This is a genomic window from Trinickia dabaoshanensis, from assembly GCF_002879885.1.
GTDB lineage: Bacteria > Pseudomonadota > Gammaproteobacteria > Burkholderiales > Burkholderiaceae > Trinickia > Trinickia dabaoshanensis.
The window spans coordinates 114,014-135,413 of record NZ_PNYA01000017.1 but is presented as its reverse complement, the minus strand read 5'-3'; the positions used below and the strand labels follow the sequence as shown (position 1 = coordinate 135,413).

Below are 21,400 nucleotides of genomic sequence, written 5' to 3'. Positions count from 1 at the left end.
CGAAACGTTTTCAGCGCGGCCCTGCCGGCGCGATCGCCGGTTCGGCGAAGGCGGCGAGATATTCACCCCAGTGAGGGGCGCTCTCTTGGGCGAGCGCGTTTTTGACGAAAGCAATTTCATCGGCGTACTCGTCCGCCGAAAACGCACCGCGCATCAACTGGAATCGGCAATAGAGCAAATAGGTGTTCACGACATCCGTTTCGCAATAGTTGCGGATCTCGTCGATGCGTCCCTCGCGGAAGGCGGTCCATACCTGCCCGCCGTCCATCCCGAGCTTGCCTGGGAAACCGCATAGCTTGGCCAGCGAATCGAGCGGCGCGTTGGCTCGCGCTTGATACATCGCCAGCACGTCCATCAGGTCGGTATGGCGCGAGTGATACCGGCTGATGTAGTTGTTCCACTTGAAATCGCGATCGTCCTCGCCCAGATCCCAATAGCGCGAAGCCGGGATGCCGTGCACGAGCGCGCGGTAGTGCAAAACGGGCAAATCGAAACCGCCGCCGTTCCACGAGACCAATTGCGGCGTGTACTTTTCGATGACCCGATAAAACGACTGAATCAGTGCGGCCTCGCCGTCTTCGACCGTACCGAGCGAGCGTACGCGCAAACCCGCACGATCGCGAAATACGCATGAGATCGCGGCGATGCGTTGCAGATAATGCGGGAGGAAATCGCTGCCGGTCTTTTCCCGGCGCGCCGCGAAGGCGTGCTCCGCGACGTCGGCGTCGCTCATCGAATCGGGCAAATCGTCGAGACGGCGAATGCCGGCGACATCGGGAATCGTCTCGATGTCGAAAACGAGAATCGGAATCATGAATATCTAAAGTATCGCCGCGAGGGCGATGTCCTATAGGACCGCGTCTTTGCGTACGCCGTTCGACGCGAAAAAACGCTTCAAGCGCACGAGCGCTTCTTGCTGAATTTGCCGCACGCGCTCGCGCGTGAGGCCCATTTCGTCGGCTAGCTCCTCGAGCGTCGCCGGTTCGATGTGATTGAGGCCGAAGCGCCGCTCGATCACATGGCGATGCTTGTCGGACAGCCTCGAGAGCCATGCGCGTGTAAGCGTTTCCAACTCGCGGTGCTGCACCTCGGCATCGGGCGACTGGCTTTGATCGTCGGAAAGCAGGTCGAGCAACGAGCTCGCGGGATCGAGGTCGAGCGGCGCATCGAGCGACGCCGTATGCTCGTTCAGCGCGAGGATGTCGGTCACCTCGTCGGTCGTCTTGCCCGTGAGGTAGGCGATATCGTCGATGCTGGCATCGCGCCGCTCGGCGGCCTCGCCCGAATTCAACGAGTTTTTCTCGAGGTGGCGCTTCGCGCGCAGCACCTGGTTCAGTTCGCGAATGACGTGAACCGGCAGCCGGACCGTGCGCGCCTGGTTCATGATCGCCCGCTCGATACTCTGGCGAATCCACCAAGTGGCGTAGGTCGAGAACCGGAAACCGCGTGTGGGATCGAATTTTTCGATCGCGTGCATGAGCCCGAGGTTGCCTTCCTCGATCAGATCGAGCAGCGGCACCCCGCGGTTCAGATAACCTTTGGCGATGCTGACGACGAGCCTCAAATTGCGCTCGATCATCACTTGCCGGGCCTCGAACTCACCGGCCTTGGCGAGCCGCGAATAGCGCTGTTCCTCTTCCACCGTCAGAAGGGGCTTCACGCTAATGCGATTCAGATAATGCTGGATCGTGTCGGCCGTCAGCTCGGCTTGCAGCAGCGCCCGGAAATCGTCCGGATCGGGTCCGGGCTCGGCCGACGCCTCGCGTTCCTCGCCACCTTCCTCGGCCTGCTCGGACGAACCCTCCCGCTCGAACTCGGTTTCGGACTCGGCGGGGTCGTCCTCGGGCTCGTTCGTCGAAGCGCTTGTGTCGTGCACCAGGTCGTGCCCGGCGCGGCTGAGCGTGTCCGTTTCGGCTTGCTGCTTGCGGCGCTTCGATGTCGGCATGGTCGTATCGCTTATTGCGGCGGCAAGTATTTCATCGGATCGACAGGTTTGCCCTGTCGACGGATCTCAAAGTGCAGCATCACGCGGTCGGAATCGGTGTTGCCCATCTGGGCAATCTCCTGCCCCTTCGTCACCGCATCCCCCTCTTTTACCATCAAAGCGCGGTTGTGTGCATAGGCGGTGAGATACGTTGCGTTGTGTTTGATGATAATGAGATTGCCGTAGCCGCGCAGCCCATTTCCTGCGTAGACAACACGTCCTGCCGCTGCCGCTTTGACCGCTTCCCCCACGCTTCCGCCGATGTTCAACCCTTTATTGGCGCTGTCGTCGAACGTGTTCAGCACCGGGCCGCGTACCGGCCAAGAGAAGTTGACGTTTCCGTCGGCCATCGGTGCGCTAGCCTGCACGCCGGCAGCGGGCTGCGGTGGAATCGTGGTCGCGGTTGCGCCGGGACCGGTACCGTAGATCGGCGGGGCCGCGTTCGCACTCGCCGGGCCCGACGCGCTCGCCGACGAGGACGGCGTGAGCGGCGCACCTTGCACCGCACCGCCCGTCGTCACGGGCGCGGTCGCCACCCCGGGCGTGACCGCCGCTACGTTCGCGCCGGGCGGCGCCACGCGCAGCAATTGGTCGACTTCAATCTGGTTAGGGTTCGACAGATTGTTCCAGGCGGCGATATCGCGATAGTTCTGGCCGTTCTCGAGCGCGATGCGATACAGCGTGTCGCCGGGCTTCACACGGTAGTATCCCGGCGGCGGCGGACCGAGCGGCACCGCGGGTTGAGATGCGCCTTGCGCAATCGCGGGTGCGCCGCTCGTCGAGAGTGCGCTCGAGCGATCGACGACGGGCGCTTGATCGAGCCGCGTCGCACACGCGGCGAGCGTAGTAAGGGCAAGCACACAGACGACGCGCTGAACGGCGGTCAGCCGAGGCTGTTCGTTGTTTGTTTGCATCGCGCGCAACGTAGACATCGGTGTCAAATCACTCCGGATTTTAAAGGGACAAAGAAAACGCGATCAAGACGAGACTCTCGCCACTGGGTGGCCGATATACGCTCGACGAGCGTGAGCACCTGTGCCGGTCCACTTTGTGAACCCACCGGAGCCACGAGCCTGCCGCCCACGGTCAGTTGTTCGAGCAGCGCTTGCGGCACATCGAGCCCGGCCGCCGCGATCACGATCGCATCGAACGGCGCAGCGGCAGCCAAACCGACGCGTCCATCGCCGTAATGCAAGCGAATATTGGGCACGCGCAGCGGCCGCAGGTTGAGCTTCGCGCGCTCGTAAAGCGGCTTGATCCGTTCGATCGAATAAACGTCTTTGGCGACACGGCTCAGTACCGCCGCCTGATAACCACAGCCCGTCCCGATCTCGAGCACACGGTCGAGCGTTCGGCCGGCACAGGCCAACTCGAGCATGCGCGCGACCACCGACGGCTTCGAAATCGTCTGGTGATGGCCGATCGGCAGCGCCGCATCCTCGTAAGCCTGCACCGCGAGCCCGGGATCGACGAACATGTGCCGCGGAACGGCGGCCAACGCATCGAGCACGCGGGGATCGGCGATGCCGTTCGCCCTGAGCCGTTCGACCATGCGTTCGCGCACCCGTTCCGAGGTCAGCGCGAGCGAGCTCGCGAGCGGGACGTTGGGTGCGCCAATTTTGTCGGCCGCATGCGACGGATGCGTGTCAGCGCGGCGCGCGACGCTCTCACGTGTCGCGAGCGGCTCGCGTTGACGCGTGCGGTCGCGGCCATCCGCCGCCGCGCGCGGCTTGCGCTCGAGATCGGCAAGCCCGAGCGGAAAGCGCTTGGCCCGTTCGCTCGTCATGAATCGCGACGCCCCGCGCGTGCCCACTCGCGCGTGGCCGCCATCATTTGCGTATGGGTGAGATCGAGCTGCAGCGGCGTAATCGAGACGCGGCCGTTCGCGAGCGCATGAAAATCGGTCCCTTCGCTCGCGTCGAGCGCGGCGCCCGACGGCCCGATCCAATAGATGGGTTCACCGCGCGGATCGGTTTGGCGGATGACCGGCTGCGACGGGTGACGCTTGCCGAGCCGCGTGACTTCCCATTCCCGCAGCGATTCGTAAGGCAGGTTCGGGATGTTGACGTTCAGCAGCGGGTGCGTCGGCAACGGGTGGGAGAGAAAGTGCCGAACGATATCGGCCGCCACGCGCGCGGCATCTTCAAGGTGCGCCCAATCCTTCTCGACGAGCGAAAACGCGATGGCCGGCACGCCGAACATCACGCCTTCGGTCGCGGCCGCGACCGTGCCCGAATAAAGCGTGTCCTCGCCCACGTTCTGGCCGTTGTTGATACCCGAGACGACGAGATCGGGCTTGTGATCGAGCATGCCTGTCAAGGCGATGTGAACCGAGTCGGTGGGCGTGCCGTTGACGTAATAAAAGCCGTTGGCCGAGCGCCAAACCGAAAGCGGACGCGACAGCGTCAACGAATTGGACGCGCCGCTGCAGTTCTGCTCCGGGGCCATGACCGTGACATCGCCCAGCGGCTTGAGCGCGTGATAAAGCGCCGCAAGTCCGGGCGCGAGGTAACCGTCGTCGTTGCTCAGTAGGATTCGCATCCGGCGATTGTAACCGAGGAGCGCCACCGTCTGAATGCCTATGCGCGTGCTTCGGCATCGAATCGTTTCGAGCAAAAAAGGCACGGTCGTTCGAGTTGAACTACACTGCGTCGGTGCCCCCACAATCGATCGAGGAAAAGCCCATGCGCGCCATTCGATGTCATCGGTACGGCCCCCCGGAATCGCTCGTCGTCGACACGTTGCCCGATCCGCAACCGGGCCCCGGCGAGGTCGTCATCGACGTGAAAGCGGCCAGCGTCAATTTCCCGGACGTGCTCATCATCGAGAACAAGTATCAGTTCAAGCCGCCGCTGCCGTTCACGCCGGGCTCCGAGGTCGCGGGCATCGTTCGTGCGATCGGCGACGGCGTGTCGAACGTTCGCATCGGCATGCCGGTGGCGGCGTTCACGCGGGTCGGCGGATTTGCCGAGCAAGCGCTCGCGCCGGCCGGCGCATGCGTACCGCTGCCCGGCAACGCCGACTTCGCCGCGGCGGCTGCGTTTACGCTCGCCTACGGAACATCGCACCATGCCGTCGTGGACCGCGGCGCATTGCGCGCCGGCGAAACCATGCTCGTGCTTGGCGCCGCAGGCGGCGTCGGGCTAGCGGCCGTCGAAATCGGCAAGGCGATCGGCGCGCGCGTGATCGCGGCGGCCTCCAGCGACGAAAAACTCGCCGTCGCTCGCGAACACGGCGCCGATGACACGATCCGCTACGACACGGAGAACCTGCGCGAGCGCGTCGCGGCGCTGACCGGCGGACGCGGACCCGACGTCGTTTTCGATCCGGTCGGCGGATCGTTCGCCGAGCCCGCGTTTCGCAGCATCGCCTGGCGCGGCCGATATCTCGTCGTCGGCTTCGCCGGCGGCGATATTCCCAAGCTGCCGTTGAATCTGCCGTTGCTGAAGGGGGCAAGCATCGTCGGCGTCTTTTGGGGGGAATTCGCGACGCGTGAGCCCGCGCGCAATGCGCAAGCCTTCGAGGAACTGATGCGTTGGCTGCGCGAAGGCAAGCTGCGCCCGCACGTGAGCGCGCGCTATGCGCTGGAGGAAACGCCGCGCGCACTGACGGACATGGCGCAGCGGCGCGTCACCGGGAAGATCGTCATCACGCCCTGAACCTTCGCGTGGGCCGCGGTGAATCGAAAAAGAAGCGGTGCGGGCGACACGGCCCGCGCCGTTTTCGCATTCAGACGATCTTGCGCTCGCGCAGATCGCCGATCGCCGCCGCGTCGTAACCGAGCCCGCTCAGTACTTCGTCCGTGTGCTCGCCGAGCGACGGCCCGAGCCAGCGGGTGCCGCCCGGCGTCTCGGAAAACTTCGGCGTGACGTTCGGCAATGCGATGTCGAGCCCGTCTTGCCACTTGAAATGCTCGATCATCTTGCGTGCGGCGAACTGCGGGTCCGTGAACATGTCAGCGGCACTATAAATGCGACCGACGGGCACGTCGGCCGCATTCAAAACATCGAGCGCTTCGTCGATGGTCCGCTCAGCCAGCCACGCGGCGATCGCATCGTCGATCTCGTGCGTGCGCGGGACGCGGCCGTCGTTGTGCGCGAGCGCCGGATCGTTTGCGAGATCGGGACGCTCGATCGCCAGCATGAGCCGTTTGAAAATAGGATCGCTGTTGCCGCCGATCACGATGCTGCCGTCTTTGCACGCATAGGTGTTCGACGGCACGATGCCCGGCAGCGACGCACCCGTGCGCTCGCGCACCGCCCCGTAGACGCCATATTCGGGCACGATGCTTTCCATCATATTGAACACGGCTTCGTAGAGCGCCACGTCGACGATCTGCCCTTTCCCGCCGTTCGCCTGCCGATGATGGAGCGCCATCAGCGCCCCGATCACCGCGTGCAACGCGGCGATGGAATCTCCGATGGAGATTCCGATGCGCGGCGGCGGCAACTCGGGGTAACCCGTGATGTGGCGCAAGCCGCCCATCGCTTCGGCGATGGAACCGAACCCGGGCCGATCGCGGTACGGCCCGGTCTGGCCGTAGCCCGAGAGGCGCACCATCACCAGGCCGGGATTGTCGGCGCTGAGCACGTCGTAGCCTAGGCCTAGCTTTTCGAGCAACCCCGGACGAAAGTTCTCGACGACGATGTCGGCCTCGCGCGCGAGCTGCAATAAGATTTGCTTGCCCTCGGGCGCCTTCAGATTCAGCGTCACCGACTTCTTATTGCGCGCCTGCACCGCCCACCAGAGCGAAGTGCCGCCCGACTCCGGATAGAGCATGCGCCATTTGCGCAGCGGATCGCCGCCGTTAGGATCTTCGATCTTGATGACGTCGGCGCCGAACTCGCCCAACAACCGCGAGGCGAAGGGGCCCGCGATCAGCGTGCCGAGTTCGAGCACCTTGACGCCCGCAAGCGGGCCGGCCGATACGCTCATGTATGTCGTCTCCCTACTCAAAACGCGTGGGCGCGCCCACGCCGCACCTTATAACGAGCGCCGGTCGAGCATGGCCCGCGCGATCGTGCCGGCGTCGACGTATTCGAGCTCGCCGCCCACCGGCACCCCGCGTGCGAGGCGCGTCACGGAAAGCTCGCGCGCCTTCAGCGTCTGCGCGAGGTAATGGGCCGTCGCCTCGCCTTCGTTCGTGAAATTCGTCGCGAGAACGACTTCCTTGACGACGCCGTCCGATGCCCGCTTGACGAGTCGCTCGAAGTGAATTTCCTTCGGACCGATGCCGTCGAGCGGACTCAGACGCCCCATGAGGACGAAATACAGCCCGCGGTAGGTCATCGTTTGCTCGAGCATGATCTGATCCGCCGGCGTTTCCACGACGCACAGCAGCGTGGGGTCTCGCGACTCGTCGCTACAGACGTCGCATACGCGCGCCTCGGTGAACGTGTTGCACTTCTCGCAATGTCGCAAATGTTCGGTTGCGAAAAGCAGCGAGCGGCCGAGCCGTTCAGCCGCCTCCCGATCGTGCTGCATCAGGTGGTAAGCCATGCGCTGCGCCGATTTGGGCCCGACGCCCGGCAGCGCGCGCAGCGCTTCGACGAGCGCAACCAGTGCGGATGGCTGTTTCATGTCTCGGTCAGGTTCGCCGCGTCGCCCGGATCAGAACGGCAGCTTGAATCCGGGCGGCAGCGGCAAGCCCGACGTCATCCCGCTCATCTTCTCTTGCGCCGTCGCTTCGGCTTTGCGCACCGCATCGTTGAACGCCGCCGCCACGAGGTCTTCGAGCATGTCCTTGTCGTCGGCGAGCAGGCTCGGGTCGATCGAGACGCGACGCACGTCGTTCTTGCAAGTCATCGTCACCTTCACGAGCCCGGCGCCCGACTGGCCCTCGACCTCGATCAGCGCAAGCTGCTCTTGCATCTTCTTCATGTTTTCCTGCATCTGCTGGGCTTGCTTCATGAGCCCGGCGAGTTGGCCTTTCATCATGGATATGCTCCTTGGATCGTGTGGACGTTGCTTGCGGTGTCCGCTTCGGTGCGGCGCCGCGAATGAATGATGGAAAGCGTGACCGGCTTGCCGCGACACGCTGCCGCGCACGCTAGCGCTCAGCGCGCCCCCGCTCCGGCTTCGGTATCGGGCGACACCGGCTTGATCGAGCCCGGCACGATACTCGCACCGAACTCGCGAATCAATGATTGAACGAACGGATCGGCGCCGATTTCGCGCTCCGCCTCGCGCTGACGCTCAGCCCGCGCGGCCGCATCGAGCACCGCCGCCGTCCGTCGCGCGGGCCCGACCACGACGCGCACCTCGACGACCGTGCCCAGCTTTTCCGCCAGCGCGGCTTTGAGCTTCGCCACTTGCGCCGCGTCCGCGTACTGCGGCACCGGAACGCTAAGCGCAAGCGTTAGGCCATCGAGCTCGGTCAACTCGCTGTTGAACGCCAGTTGATGGGCGACGCCCGTGAGACCCAAGCTGCACGCGAGCGCCGGCCAATCCCCTGCGAACCCGACTGCATCGAGCGCAATGGGCGCGGGCAGCTTGCTGAGGTCGACGGCCGGCGTGGAAGGCACGGCGGGCGAGTCGAAACGCGTGTCGAGCCGAACGTCGTCCGGTCCCGCGCCGAAAACCGGGACGAACCCGTCGTCCGGCGGACCGGCGAAATAGTCGTCCTCAGAGGACGGCGGCGGATAGTCGTCGAGCGGCGGCATGTCGTCCCAAGGTGCCGGAGCCGAGTTGCGCTCGGGGGTGCGCGGACGCGGCGTGGGCACGACCACCGGCGCGCGCGGCGCCGGCGCTTTCACGGGAGCGGCCGCAGCGGGTTTGGCGGCCGCCCGGTTGCGATCGGTCGATACACGCATGCCCGCGTTACGCAACACGTCCAGCGCGGCACTCGCGCCGCCCATGCGGGCGCGCGACTCGACAGGGGGCTCCGCAAAGGACTCGTCGGGCACCGCCTGCGGCTGCGCGACGCTCGCCTGCGCGACGGGTTCTCCCGGCGCATCGGCTCGCGGCACGCTCGGCGCCGAATCCGGCGCGGCGGGCGTCGCGCGAGCCGGCGCGTGCTGGGTCTGGGTAGTCGGCGTCTCGCCGGTGGCCAGCGGCGACGCCCGATTTTCGTCGGCAACGGACATCGCGGCGCGTTCGCCGTTCATACCGGACGCATCGGACGCATCGGACGCGGACGACACGGCGGTTTGCGGCGCGCCGTCGGCCGACGCATCGGGCACGCGGCCGCCCTCGCCCGCGTCGGCCGACGCGACTTGCATCGGCGGCTCGGCGGCTCGCGGCGCGGGCGTATCGACCGGCGTTTCGCGAGAAGCCGAACGCGCAGACGCTGCGCTTTGAGAGGCTGCCGCACTCTGCGGCGCCGCCACACTTTGCGCAGCGCCGCGGCTCGCCTGGGCAACGACAGCGGCGCCGCGCGCGCCCGCGGCGCCGGCAGGCGCCCCACCGCGTTTGGGCGCCGGCCCGGCCGGCCCCGATCCGGGCGGCAAGGCCGGCTCGAACGCGAGCATGCGCAGCAGCGTCATCGTGAAGCCCGCATACTCGTCGGGGGCGAGGCCCAGTTCGGCTCGCCCGAGCGTGGCGATCTGGTAATACAACTGGACCTGCTCGGGCGTCAGCGCCTGCGCGAACCGGCGCAAATCGTTCGCATCCGGCCATTCGTCGAGCACCGAGGCCGGCGCGAACTGCGCCCAGGCCACGCGGTGCAGCAAGCTCGCCAAATCTTGCAGCGCCGTGGAAAACGACAAACTGCGCAATGCCATCTCGTCGGCGATCGACAGCACGAGCGGACCGTCCCCGGCGGCGATCGCATCGAGCAAACGAATCAGATAGCTCTGATCGAGCGCGCCGAGCATGCCGCGCACGGCTTCCTCGCTGACCTGATTGGCCGAATAGGCGATCGCCTGATCGGTCAGCGACAGCGCGTCGCGCATGCTGCCTTCCGCCGCGCGCGCGAGCAAACGCAACGCCTGCGGTTCGAAAACGATCTGCTCGGCCGCCAGAATCTTTTCGAGATGGCCGACGATATGGCCGGCCGGCATCTGCTTCAAGTTGAATTGCAGGCAGCGCGAGAGCACCGTGACGGGGATCTTTTGCGGGTCGGTCGTCGCGAGAATGAACTTGATATGCGGCGGCGGCTCCTCCAGCGTCTTCAACATGGCATTGAAGGCGTGGTTGGTCAGCATGTGCACTTCGTCGATCATGTAGACCTTGAAGCGCGCATCGACGGGCGCATACACGGCCCGCTCGAGCAGCGCGGCCATTTCATCGACACCGCGGTTGCTGGCCGCATCCATTTCGACGTAATCGACGAAACGTCCTTCGTCGATCTCGCGGCATGCGCGGCACACGCCGCACGGCTTCGCCGTGATGCCGGTTTCGCAATTGAGCGCTTTTGCGAAGATACGGGAAAGTGTCGTCTTGCCGACGCCGCGCGTTCCGGTGAACAGATAGGCGTGGTGCAGACGCGCGCCGTCGAGCGCGTGCGTGAGCGCGCGCACGACGTGTTCTTGGCCGACGAGCGAAGCGAAATCCCTCGGTCGCCACTTGCGTGCGAGAACTTGATAGGTCATCGCGAAATTGTATCAGCAACGCCCCGGCGCCAATGCAACTGCGATCGCGCTTGCGAAGCCGGTGGCGATGATCAGCCGCCGGCGCGCCCCTAAGTTCCAAGGCGCGGCTACGGGGTCAACGACGAGAAAACGGGAGGTAAAACGCAAAGCGGAGACGATGCCGCATTCGGCAAGCGCACGGGAAACAAAACAAGGGGAAAGAAAAAGCGGAAGAGGCAAAGCTGAAAAGGCAAAGCGGAAGGTGACGAGCCTGACCCTCGGCACTGGTGGAAAACGGCTGTGGCTGCTTCGTTCCCGACCTGACCAGGTTGACCGCCCCTCCATGCGAGGAGGCCCGTCACGTCGCATTCTATCACCGGTTCCGAGCGCCCGCGCAATTTTGTTTCGCGGCGCACCATCGACAGGCGGCATGCAACCATGGCCGAATGCCGCACGAGAGCGCGCCGCGAAGCGCGTGCGGCAACGCTCCTGCCGGGGCTATCGCTTCGTACGACACATAGCAATTTGGGCTAATATGACAACTAGGCGACCCGCGACTGTCGCGAGCCTCGTAGAACGGCTTGCGTCGCGCGCTTTTCTTTCGAAGCCGGCGCCGCGTCCGTCTCCGGCATACCCGCCCGGGCGTGAGCGTTCGGAACGATTTCCGGTTTTAGTGTATCGTGGCGAGCAATTTCAGACGCGGGCCTCGAACCCGAAGAGGTACTTTTACATGAGCGAACAAATCAAGCACATCAGCGACGCATCGTTCGAACAGGACGTCGTGAAATCCGACAAGCCCGTGCTTCTCGATTTTTGGGCCGAGTGGTGCGGTCCGTGCAAAATGATTGCCCCGATTCTCGACGAAGTCGCAAAGGATTACGGCGACCGTCTCCAGATCGCCAAGATCAACGTCGACGAGCACCAATCGACGCCCGCCAAGTTCGGCGTGCGCGGCATCCCCACGCTGATCCTGTTCAAAAACGGGGCGGTGGCGGCGCAGAAGGTCGGCGCATTGTCGAAATCGCAATTGACCGCGTTCCTCGACAGCCATCTGTGACGAGCTCGCCGGGCCTGTTGCAGCAGGACAACAGGCCCGGCATGCGGCACAACGGCCAATAGAGCCGCGCGTTGCCTGTGCTATGCTAGAATCATAAGACTTCAAGACGTTTAAGTCTCTGAGCGGTTCCGCTCAACTCTCCTCCCACATTTCTTTTCGTCGCACCTTCCCCGGCGGGATTTCCGTATGCATTTATCCGAGCTTAAGTCTCAGCACGTGTCTCAATTGATCGAGATGGCGAACGGCCTCGAGATCGAAAGCGCGAACCGCTTGCGCAAGCAAGAGTTGATGTTCGCCATCCTGAAGAAGCGCGCCAAAACCGGCGAGACGATTTTCGGCGACGGCACGCTCGAAGTGCTGCCCGACGGATTCGGCTTCCTGCGTTCGCCCGAAATGTCGTACCTCGCGAGCACGGACGACATCTACATCAGCCCCTCCCAAATCCGTCGTTTCAACCTGCATACGGGCGATACGATCGAGGGCGAGGTGCGTACGCCGAAAGACGGCGAGCGTTACTTCGCGCTGGTCAAGGTCGACAAGGTCAACGGACAGCCGCCCGAGGCCTCGAAACATAAGATCATGTTCGAGAACCTCACGCCGCTGCACCCGAACAAGCCGTTGCTGCTCGAGCGCGAAATGCGCGGCGAGGAAAACGTCACGGGCCGCATCATCGACATGATCGCCCCGATCGGCAAAGGCCAGCGCGGGCTGCTCGTCGCCTCGCCGAAGTCCGGTAAGACGGTCATGCTTCAGCACATCGCGCATGCGATCAAGCAAAACCATCCGGACGTCGTGCTCTTCGTTCTGCTGATCGACGAACGCCCCGAAGAAGTGACCGAAATGCAGCGCTCGGTCGCGGGCGAAGTGATCGCCTCCACGTTCGACGAACCCGCTACGCGCCACGTGCAAGTGGCCGAGATGGTCATCGAAAAGGCGAAGCGTCTCGTCGAGATGAAGCAAGACGTCGTCATTCTGCTCGATTCGATCACGCGTCTCGCGCGCGCCTACAACACCGTGATCCCGGCTTCGGGCAAGGTGCTCACGGGCGGTGTCGATGCCAACGCGCTGCAACGCCCGAAGCGTTTCTTCGGCGCGGCGCGCAACATCGAGGAAGGCGGCTCGCTCACGATCATCGGCACGGCGCTCATCGAAACCGGCAGCCGGATGGACGACGTGATCTACGAAGAGTTCAAGGGCACGGGCAACATGGAAGTGCACCTCGAGCGCCGTCTCGCGGAAAAGCGCGTGTACCCCTCGATCAACTTGAACAAGTCGGGCACGCGTCGCGAAGAGTTGCTCATCAAGCCCGAAATCCTGCAAAAGATTTGGGTGCTGCGCAAGTTCATCCACGACATGGACGAAGTCGAAGCGATGGAGTTCTTGCTCGACAAGATCCGTCAAACGAAGAGCAATTCCGAGTTCTTCGATTTGATGCGTCGCGGCGGCTAAGGCATCGCGCCGCCTTCGTCGAACGATGAAGGCGGCACCCCTCCTCGCTCTCCGATGCTCTCCAAGCTCACGCGCTGGTTCGGTACGCGCCGCCGCGAGCGTGCGTTGCGCGAGCACGCCATCGACGATGCGCTGTGGCAGGCCACGCTCGCGGGTCTGCCGTTCCTCGGCTACCTCGACGCCGCCGATCTCGTTCGGCTACGCGAGATGACGAGCCTGTTTATCGCTCAAAAGCAATTCTCGACCGCGCACGAACTCGAGCTGACCGACAAGATGATCGTCGGCATTGCCGTGCAAGCGTGTCTGCCGGTCCTCAATTTGAATCTCGATCTATACCGCGGATGGGTGGGCATCACCGTCTATCCGGGCGAATTCGTCATTCGCAAGACCGTCGAGGACGAGGACGGCGTGGTCCACGAGGTCGAGCACGACGCGAGCGGCGAGGCTTGGGAAGGCGGCCCCGTCATTCTGTCGTGGGAAGACGCGCAACTCACGGACGGCGAGGACGCTTATAACGTCGTCATTCACGAGTTCGCGCACAAGATCGACATGCTGACCGGCGAAACCGACGGCCACCCGCCCCTTTTCCGGCGCTGGCACGCACCGCTCGATGCGCAGGCTTGGGCCGACGTGTTCGATCACGCATACGACCGTTTTTGCGACGTGGTCGATAACGTCCCGCGCCGCCGTTGGGCGCGCTTCGAACGCGAATCGCTGATCGATCCGTACGCGGCCGACCACCCTTCCGAATTCTTCGCCGTTTGTAGCGAGGCGTTGTTCGTGCAGCCCAAGGCATTCGAGCAGGAATTCCCGGAGCTTTACCGCTTACTCGCGCGCTATTACCGTCAAGACCCCGCGCGTAAGGGCGTGCTCGCCGATACCGCCAGCCAGGCGGAAGAAAGCGCCGGATGACGGAGCCGCGGCGGCTGATTTTTCGCAACGCGAATAATTCGTCAACCGCCTGATTTTCTGGCATAATCGCCGTTTTTCGACCTTAGGCAAGTGGCTCGCGCCTTCGGCATGCCGCACGTTCGCTCTCAGGGGCGCCTTGCGCGGCAGTGCAGCGTGGGTTGGCTACCGCCAGACTAAAGGAAACATCATGAAAGAAGGCATTCACCCCGATTACCGCGAAGTCGTTTTCCACGACCTGTCGAACGGCTTCATGTTCGTGACGCGCTCGACGATCCAAACGCGCGAAACGGTCGAGCACAACGGCAAGACCTACCCGCTCGCCAAGATCGAAGTGTCGTCGGAATCGCACCCGTTCTACACGGGTCAGCAAAAGATCATGGACACGGCAGGCCGCGTCGAGAAGTTCAACAAGAAGTTCGGTGCACGCGCAGCCGGCAAGGCAGCGAAGTAAGCACACAGCGCAAAACGATGCGCCCGGCCCCTACGCCGGACCGGACAAAAGGGCAGCGCTACGCTGCCCTTTTTTGCGATATGGGCAGCATCATGCTGCCCATTTTCGTTGGTGCGAAGGAACACATCCGCCGCGTCGCATGGCGGGCGCGGCGGCGCGCGACTACAATGCCGGATCGCGCGCGCCCTGCCGCCCGCTCTATAAGCATGACAACCACTGCATAACAACCGCCGTCCGAGACCCGCAGCCTGCATGAGACCCGTCGTTCGCCTCACCGCTTCCGCCACACGCGCCCTCCCGCGCTGGCTGTTGCTTACGCTTTGCATCGTCTACGCGGCGTTCGGCCTGTTCGGGCGCGACCCGTGGAAAAACGAGGACGCGGCGGGCTTCGGCGTCATGTGGACGATGGCCGGCGGCCATACGCGCGATTGGCTGCTGCCGAATCTCGTAGGCAAGTTCATCACCGATGACGGGCCGCTCGGATACTGGCTCGGCGCGATCTCCATCCGCGCGCTCGCGCCCTGGGTCGACGCCTCCAATGCGTCGCGGCTCGCCACGGGCTTGCTGTTTTGCGCGACGTGCGCCTTCGTCTGGTACGCAGCCTATCTGCTCGGCCGCCGCGCCGAAGTTCAACCGTTCAAATACGCATTCGGCGGCGAACCCGAGCCGCGCGATTTCGGCCGCACGTTGGCCGACGGGGCCCTGCTGATTCTCGTCGCTTGTTTCGGGCTCGCCGAGCGCGGACACGAAGCCACCCCGCAACTGTCGCAATTCATGGCCATCGCCATGCTCGTCTACGGGCTCGTGCGCGGCGCCGAAAAACCGCTGCAAGGCGCACTTTGGTGGGGGGGGGCATTGGGGCTGCTCGCCCTAGCGGGCAATCCGTTGCTCGTGAGCGCATTGCTCGTCAGTACGCTCGCGATGATCGTCATCGTCCGCGAACTGCGCTCCGTTTGGCTGTTGGCGATCGGTCTTCCGCTCGCGCTCGCGCTCGCGTTAGCGTGGCCCCTCGTGATTCTGCACGCCTACCCCGACGATGCCCATTGGTTCGTGCAGCAATGGATCAACGGCAGCATCAATCGCTTCTCGGCCCCGACGGGCCACGTCTGGCTTTACGCGTTCAAGAACCTGCCTCTGTTCACCTGGCCCGCGTGGCCTCTCGCCATATGGGCCTGGGTCAGCTGGGGCGGGCTGCGCCGCAAACCGCACGTGGCGATTCCCGTATCGGTCGCGCTGCCGGTGCTGATTCTCGCGGTGCTGCAAAGCCATCAAACGAATCGGCTTTATATTCTGCTGCTGCCCCCGCTCGCGACGTTGGCCGCCTTCGCGCTGCCGACGCTCAAGCGCGGCGCGATCAACGCGATCGATTGGTTCGCGGTCTTGAGCTTTTCGATTCTAGGCATCTTCGTTTGGCTCGTCTGGCTCGCGGCGCAAACGGGCTTTCCGCATCCGCTCGCGCGTAACCTCGCCCGGCTCGTGCCCGGCTTCGTACCGCAATTCAACGTGCTCGCGTTCGTCTGCGCGATCGGGGCGACGGTTTGCTGGTTCGCGCTGGTGCGCTGGCGCATCGCACGGCACCCGAAGGTGCTCTGGCGCAGTGTCGTCCTCTCGAGCGCCGGCACGACGCTCATGTGGGTACTGCTGATGACGCTGTGGCTGCCGATGGTCAATTACAGCCGAACCTACCGGGACGTCGCGCTGCAAATCGCGGAGCATCTGCCCGACGACTACACCTGCATTTCCCCCGTGCGCCTCGGCGACGCGCAACTTGCCTCGTTCGCCTATTTCGCCGATATGCAGTTTTCGTTCAGTCAGGACTGCGACGTGCTGCTCCGGCAAGATTCCGCCGACTTCAGCGCACCGAGTCCGATGCTCAACTACGCTTGGAAGCTCGTTTGGGAAGGCCGGCGCGCGGCCGACCGCGACGAGCGATTCCGTCTGTACGTGCGCGTCGATCGGCCCGCGCCGAAGGCGGAGCGGCATCGACACCTCGTTCGCCAACGCCGCCCCTGATTCCCCATGTTCGCCGACATCCGCAAAATCGCCGGCCTCGCCTGGCCGGTCCTGATCGGTCAATTGGCCGTGATCGCGTTCGGCGTCATGGATACCGTGATGGTGGGACGGTTTTCCGCTGTCGATTTGGCGGCGCTCGGGCTCGGCTCGTCGGTCTACGTGTCGGTCTTCGTCGCTCTGACGGGCGTCGTCCTGGCCCTTCAACCGATCGCCGCGCAACTCTTCGGCGCGCGGCGCTACACCGAGATCGGCGAGGAGGTGCGCCAAGGGCTTTGGCTGTCGGCGGCGCTCGCGGTGCTCGGCTTTGTCGTCATGTTTTTCCCGGGGCCGCTGCTCGCGATCTCCAAAGTGCCGCCCGCGCTCTACGACCGTACCGAAACCTATTTGCGCATTGCGGCGCTCGGGCTGCCCGCCAGCCTCGTATTTCGCGTTTATACGGCGCTCGCGAACGGAATCGGCAAGCCGCGTCTGGTCATGATTCTGCAGGTGGCCGCGCTGTTGCTGAAGATTCCGCTCAACTTGTGGTTCATTTTCGGCGGCTTCGGCGTTCCGGCGCTCGGCGGCCCCGGCTGCGCACTGGCCAGCACCGTCATCAATTACTCGTTCGCCGCGATCGGCTTGGCGTTGCTCGCCAAGCTCGACTTCTTCGCACAGTTCGAGATCTTCAAGCATTTTTGCTGGCCCGATCGCAAGCGCCAAATCGCGCTGCTCAAGCTCGGCGTGCCGATGGGGCTGTCGTACCTGATCGAAGTCACCTCTTACACGTTCATGGCGCTGTTCATCGCGCGCTTCGGCACGACGACGCTCGCCGGCCATCAGATCACCGGTAACCTCGGTGCGGTGCTCTATATGACGCCGATGTCGATCGGCATCGCCACCTCGACGCTCGTCGCGCAAGCGCTAGGCGCCCACCGTTACGACCACGCGCGCACGCTGGCGTTTCACGGCATCGTCATGGCGTGTGCGATCGGGCTCGCGTACGCGGCGATCGCCTTCATCCTGCGGCCGGCCATCCTCGCGGGCTACACGACCAACGCGGCGGTCATCGCGGCTGCGATGCCGCTGCTGCCGATCATGCTCGTCTATCACATCTTCGATACGTTCCAGACGGTAACGGCGTTCGTGCTGCGCGCATACAAAGTGGCCGTCGTACCCACCGTGATCTACGCCATCGCGCTATGGGGTGTCGGGCTCGGCGGCGGGTATGCGCTCGGATTCGACGTAAGCGGCACGATCCCGTCCTGGCTCACCGGTGCTCGTGGCTTTTGGGCCGCCAGCGCCGCCAGCCTGGCCGTGGCCGGCGGTGGGCTATTCGCTCATTGGCGCGCGATCAGTGCGCGCCGCACGAGCGAAGCGTCAGCCTCGCGCTAGCGCGCCTCAGGCGGCGACCGTCGCCGTCGACGCAACCGTCGGCGCAGCCTCGGCCGCGTCGCGTGCGGCGAAGACCTCGCGGGCGGCAAAGAGCGCGTTCAGCGCAGCCGGAAACCCCGCATACAGGGCCATCTGCATGAACACTTCGACGATTTCCTCGCGCGTGCAGCCGACGTTCAACGCGCCTTCGATATGCACCTTCAGTTGCGGTTGCGCGTTGCCGAGCGCGGCCAACGCGGCGATGGTCGCAATCTCGCGCGACTTCAGGTCGAGGCCCGGACGGCTATAGATGTCCCCGAAGCCGAATTCGATCACGAGCCGCCCGAACTCCGGCGCGATCTGCGCGAGCGACGCCACCACACGCTCGCCGACTTCACCGTCCACCTCTTTCAGCTTTGCCCATCCACGCGTGTAGCGTTCGTTGTTTGCGTTCGTGTCGATTGCCATGATCGTTCCTTTGACGGTTGAGGGTTGTTCTTGTCATCCGTCATGTCGCTGAGCATCGCATCGTAGTCGCGGATCTTCTGCTCGATCGCGGCCAGGTTCGCTTGCCATTGCCGCAATTCGGCTTGCACCGCGTCGCGATGCTCGAGCAGCAACGCACGCCGCTCGTTTGCTGTGGCGGGCCCCTCCGCTCTAAGCTCGGCAATCGCCTGGATGCGAGCGATCGGCATTCCCGTGGCCCTGAGCCGCATCACGAGACGCAACCATTCGATATCGGCACGCGAATAGAGCCGGTGGCCCGCCTGCGAGCGGGACACGGGTCGAATCAACCCCGCCTGCTCGTAGTACCGCAGCGTGTGCGTCGAAACTCCGAGTGCCTCGGCCATACGGCCGATGGTGAGTGCTTCCGACATGACGACCTCAACGTTAAGACTTCGAGCGCACTCTAAGTCAAGCGCGTTCGCGCGGTAATGAAAAAAAACGGCCGAGCGCGAACGCTCGGCCATGACAGGTCCGCTATCTGGCGCGATCAATGCACCACGCGCTCGAACACCAATTTGCCGCCTTCCACTTCGACAGGGATCACGTCCTTCGGCCCGAAGCGCCCAGCGAGAATCAGCTTGGCCACCGGATTCTCGATCTCTTGCTGGATCGCACGCTTGAGCGGACGTGCGCCGAACAGCGGATCGTAACCCACCTTCGCGATCTGTTCGAGCGCGGCGTCCGACACCACGAGTTGCATGTCGAGCTTCGCGAGCCGTTCGTGCAAACGCTGCAATTGGATCTTGGCAATCGACTCGATATTGCTGCGATCGAGCGAATGGAACACCACGACCTCATCGATCCGGTTCAAGAACTCAGGCCGGAAATGCTGTTTGACCTCGGCCCACACCGCATCGCGCACGGCTTCCTGCGGCTCGTCGGCCATCGCTTGAATCATCTGCGAACCGAGATTCGAGGTCATCACGATGACCGTGTTCTTGAAGTCGACCGTGCGCCCTTGCCCGTCGGTCATGCGGCCGTCGTCGAGTACTTGCAGCAGCACGTTGAAGACATCGGGGTGCGCCTTCTCGATCTCGTCGAGCAAGATGACGCTATACGGCTTGCGGCGCACGGCTTCCGTCAGATAGCCGCCTTCCTCGTATCCGATGTAGCCCGGCGGCGCGCCGATCAAGCGCGCGACGCTGTGCTTTTCCATGAACTCGCTCATGTCGATCCGAATCAAGTGCTCTTCGGAGTCGAACAGGAACGAGGCCAGCGCCTTGCACAGTTCCGTTTTGCCGACACCCGTCGGCCCGAGGAACAGGAACGAACCGTACGGCCGGTTCGGATCGGCCAGTCCCGCGCGCGAGCGCCGGATCGCATCGGCCACGGCCACGATCGCTTCGTCTTGTCCGACCACGCGCTCGTGCAACTTCCCCTCGATTTGCAGCAGCTTTTCCCGCTCGCCTTGCATCATGCGCGACACGGGGATGCCCGTTGCACGCGACACGACTTCCGCGATCTCTTCCGCGCCCACCTGGGTACGCAGCAGGCGCGGTTGCGTGGGATTGTTCTGCTCCTTGGCCTCCGCTTGCGTCACTTGCTTGAGCCGCGCTTCGAGTTCGGGCAGCTTGCCGTATTGCAGCTCCGCGACCTTCTCGAGCTTGCCTTCGCGCTGCAGGCGCGCAATTTCGGCCCGCGTCTTTTCGATCTCTTCCTTCAGTTGCGCGCTGCCCTGCACGGCCGCCTTTTCGGCCGTCCAGATTTCCTCGAGATCCGAATACTCGCGATTGAGCCGCTCGATTTCTTCCTCGATCAATTGCAGCCGCTTTTGCGACGCCTCGTCCTTTTCCTTCTTCACCGCTTCGCGCTCGATCTTCAACTGGATCAAGCGACGGTCGAGCCGGTCCATCTCCTCGGGCTTCGAGTCGATCTCCATCTTGATCTTCGAGGCGGCCTCGTCGATCAGATCGATCGCCTTGTCCGGCAAGAAACGGTCGGTGATATAGCGATGCGACAGTTCAGCCGCGGCGACGATCGCCGGATCGGTGATCTCGACGCCATGATGCAGCTCGTACTTTTCTTGCAGGCCGCGCAAAATCGCGATCGTGGCTTCGACCGACGGTTCGTCCACGAGCACCTTCTGGAAGCGCCGCTCGAGCGCGGCGTCCTTCTCGATGTACTTGCGATATTCGTCGAGCGTCGTCGCGCCGATGCAATGCAGCTCGCCGCGGGCAAGCGCCGGCTTGAGCATGTTGCCGGCGTCCATCGCGCCTTCGGCCTTACCCGCGCCCACCATCGTATGGATTTCGTCGATGAACACGATCGTCTGGCCTTCGTCGCGTGCGATGTCCTGCAGCACGGCCTTTAGACGCTCCTCGAACTCGCCGCGGTACTTGGCGCCCGCGAGCAGTCCCGCCATATCGAGCGACAGCACGCGCTTGCTCTTGAGCGACTCGGGCACCTCGCCGTTGACGATACGCTGCGCCAAGCCCTCGACGATCGCCGTCTTGCCGACACCGGGCTCGCCGATCAGCACGGGATTGTTCTTCGTGCGGCGCTGCAGGATTTGAATCGAACGCCGAATCTCGTCATCGCGGCCGATAACGGGGTCGAGCTTGCCGGCCCGCGCGCGTTCGGTCAGGTCGATGGTGTACTTTTTGAGCGCCTCGCGCTGGCTTTCGGCGTCGGCGCTATGCACCTGCCCGCCGCCGCGCACGGCCGCGATCGCCGTTTCGAGCGATTTCCGGGCTAGACCGTACTGGCGCGCGAGCCGCCCCGCCTCGCCTTTGTCGTCCGCCACGGCGAGCAGAAACATCTCGCTCGCGATGAACGTGTCGTTCAGTTGCTGCGCTTCTTTGTCGGCCTGATTGAGCAAGCCGTTCAGCTCGCGGCTGATCTGCACGTTGCCATCCGTGCCCTGCACTTGCGGCAAGCGTGCGATAGCCTCGTTCAGCGCGGTTTGCAGGGCTTGCACGTGCACGCCGGCGCGCGAGAGCAGCGAGCGGGCCGAGCCGTCTTGCTGCGCCACGAGCGCCGCCAGCACGTGAACCGGTTCGATATATTGCTGGCCACGACCTACCGCGAGGCTTTGGGCATCGGCGAGCGCTTCTTGGAACTTGGTGGTGAGCTTGTCGATTCTCATGAAGAGACCTCCAATTTTTGACTATCACCAAAATGAGGTGCTCTCGGCTCGTTTCAAGCACTATTTTTGTCGCGCCACGCCT

At 64.0% G+C, this 21,400-nt stretch carries 19 protein-coding genes and 1 other RNA gene; 7 read left to right on the top strand and 13 right to left on the bottom strand.

Annotated features, from left to right (window positions below; translation table 11 throughout):
* Nucleotides 1-10 precede the first annotated feature (10 nt).
* The 5 genes from C0Z18_RS19060 to surE are packed head-to-tail and all read right to left on the bottom strand — an operon-like array spanning nt 11 to nt 4,525.
* Complete coding sequence (locus tag C0Z18_RS19060) at nt 11-814, bottom strand: 3'-5' exonuclease (RefSeq protein WP_102646971.1); 804 nt, start codon at nt 812-814, stop codon at nt 11-13.
* Nucleotides 815-847: 33 nt separating this feature from the next.
* Complete coding sequence (gene rpoS, locus C0Z18_RS19055) at nt 848-1,945, bottom strand: RNA polymerase sigma factor RpoS (RefSeq protein ID WP_102646970.1); 1,098 nt, start codon at nt 1,943-1,945, stop codon at nt 848-850.
* Nucleotides 1,946-1,956: 11 nt separating this feature from the next.
* Nucleotides 1,957-2,916, bottom strand: a complete 960-nt coding sequence (locus tag C0Z18_RS19050; RefSeq protein WP_102646969.1) for a peptidoglycan DD-metalloendopeptidase family protein — start codon at nt 2,914-2,916, stop codon at nt 1,957-1,959.
* Nucleotides 2,917-2,921: 5 nt separating this feature from the next.
* The gene (locus C0Z18_RS19045; protein WP_102647008.1) at nt 2,922-3,770 is read right to left on the bottom strand and encodes a protein-L-isoaspartate(D-aspartate) O-methyltransferase; all 849 of its coding nucleotides are present in this window, start codon (nt 3,768-3,770) and stop codon (nt 2,922-2,924) included.
* On the bottom strand, nt 3,767-4,525 hold the full coding sequence (surE, locus tag C0Z18_RS19040; protein ID WP_102647007.1) for a 5'/3'-nucleotidase SurE: 759 nt from the start codon (nt 4,523-4,525) through the stop codon (nt 3,767-3,769). Before surE ends, C0Z18_RS19045 begins: the two co-directional genes overlap by 4 nt.
* Before the next feature lie 143 nt (nt 4,526-4,668).
* Between surE and C0Z18_RS19035 the strand changes: the two genes are divergently transcribed.
* Nucleotides 4,669-5,643: an NADPH:quinone oxidoreductase family protein gene (locus C0Z18_RS19035; protein ID WP_102646968.1), complete on the top strand. Its 975-nt coding sequence runs from the start codon at nt 4,669-4,671 to the stop codon at nt 5,641-5,643.
* Nucleotides 5,644-5,713: 70 nt separating this feature from the next.
* Here C0Z18_RS19035 and C0Z18_RS19030 read toward each other — a convergent pair whose 3' ends face one another.
* From C0Z18_RS19030 to ffs, 5 genes are all read right to left on the bottom strand, one after another.
* Entirely contained in the window at nt 5,714-6,919 is a 1,206-nt protein-coding gene (locus C0Z18_RS19030) for a CaiB/BaiF CoA transferase family protein (RefSeq protein WP_102646967.1), read from the bottom strand.
* 48 nt (nt 6,920-6,967) lie between these two features.
* A complete protein-coding gene (gene recR, locus C0Z18_RS19025) occupies nt 6,968-7,564 on the bottom strand; it encodes a recombination mediator RecR (protein ID WP_102646966.1) in 597 nt (198 codons plus the stop codon).
* A gap of 30 nt (nt 7,565-7,594) precedes the next feature.
* The gene (locus C0Z18_RS19020) at nt 7,595-7,921 is read right to left on the bottom strand and encodes a YbaB/EbfC family nucleoid-associated protein (protein WP_102646965.1); all 327 of its coding nucleotides are present in this window, start codon (nt 7,919-7,921) and stop codon (nt 7,595-7,597) included.
* Nucleotides 7,922-8,040: 119 nt separating this feature from the next.
* Complete coding sequence (locus C0Z18_RS19015; RefSeq protein ID WP_102646964.1) at nt 8,041-10,515, bottom strand: DNA polymerase III subunit gamma/tau; 2,475 nt, start codon at nt 10,513-10,515, stop codon at nt 8,041-8,043.
* A 240-nt stretch (nt 10,516-10,755) separates the two neighbouring features.
* An RNA gene (ffs, locus tag C0Z18_RS19010) (signal recognition particle sRNA small type) lies at nt 10,756-10,854 on the bottom strand.
* 370 nt (nt 10,855-11,224) lie between these two features.
* On the opposite strand from ffs, the gene trxA reads away from it, so the two are divergent.
* The 6 genes from trxA (at nt 11,225) to C0Z18_RS18980 (ending at nt 17,747) form a co-directional block, all read left to right on the top strand.
* The gene (gene trxA, locus C0Z18_RS19005) at nt 11,225-11,551 is read left to right on the top strand and encodes a thioredoxin TrxA (RefSeq protein ID WP_102647006.1); all 327 of its coding nucleotides are present in this window, start codon (nt 11,225-11,227) and stop codon (nt 11,549-11,551) included.
* A gap of 186 nt (nt 11,552-11,737) precedes the next feature.
* Nucleotides 11,738-13,000 (top strand): transcription termination factor Rho, encoded by a 1,263-nt coding sequence (gene rho, locus C0Z18_RS19000; RefSeq protein WP_102646963.1) that lies wholly within the window; start codon nt 11,738-11,740, stop codon nt 12,998-13,000.
* Nucleotides 13,001-13,054: 54 nt separating this feature from the next.
* A complete protein-coding gene (locus C0Z18_RS18995) occupies nt 13,055-13,912 on the top strand; it encodes a M90 family metallopeptidase (protein WP_102646962.1) in 858 nt (285 codons plus the stop codon).
* Nucleotides 13,913-14,099: 187 nt separating this feature from the next.
* Nucleotides 14,100-14,363 (top strand): type B 50S ribosomal protein L31, encoded by a 264-nt coding sequence (locus tag C0Z18_RS18990; RefSeq protein ID WP_102646961.1) that lies wholly within the window; start codon nt 14,100-14,102, stop codon nt 14,361-14,363.
* A 252-nt stretch (nt 14,364-14,615) separates the two neighbouring features.
* Nucleotides 14,616-16,376, top strand: a complete 1,761-nt coding sequence (locus C0Z18_RS18985) for an ArnT family glycosyltransferase (protein ID WP_102646960.1) — start codon at nt 14,616-14,618, stop codon at nt 16,374-16,376.
* 6 nt (nt 16,377-16,382) lie between these two features.
* The gene (locus tag C0Z18_RS18980) at nt 16,383-17,747 is read left to right on the top strand and encodes an MATE family efflux transporter (RefSeq protein ID WP_102646959.1); all 1,365 of its coding nucleotides are present in this window, start codon (nt 16,383-16,385) and stop codon (nt 17,745-17,747) included.
* 6 nt (nt 17,748-17,753) lie between these two features.
* Here the strand turns inward: C0Z18_RS18980 and C0Z18_RS18975 are convergent, their stop codons facing one another.
* The 3 genes from C0Z18_RS18975 to clpB all read right to left on the bottom strand — a co-directional run bounded on the left by C0Z18_RS18975 (nt 17,754) and on the right by clpB (nt 21,318).
* On the bottom strand, nt 17,754-18,194 hold the full coding sequence (locus C0Z18_RS18975) for a carboxymuconolactone decarboxylase family protein (RefSeq protein ID WP_102646958.1): 441 nt from the start codon (nt 18,192-18,194) through the stop codon (nt 17,754-17,756).
* Nucleotides 18,137-18,604 carry a MerR family transcriptional regulator gene (locus C0Z18_RS18970; RefSeq protein WP_102647005.1) on the bottom strand — a complete coding sequence of 156 codons (468 nt, stop codon included), beginning with the start codon at nt 18,602-18,604 and terminating at the stop codon, nt 18,137-18,139. The genes C0Z18_RS18975 and C0Z18_RS18970 overlap by 58 nt, the downstream gene beginning before the upstream one ends.
* 116 nt (nt 18,605-18,720) lie before the next feature.
* Nucleotides 18,721-21,318: an ATP-dependent chaperone ClpB gene (gene clpB / locus C0Z18_RS18965; RefSeq protein ID WP_102646957.1), complete on the bottom strand. Its 2,598-nt coding sequence runs from the start codon at nt 21,316-21,318 to the stop codon at nt 18,721-18,723.
* Between the last annotated feature and the right edge of the window lie 82 nt (nt 21,319-21,400).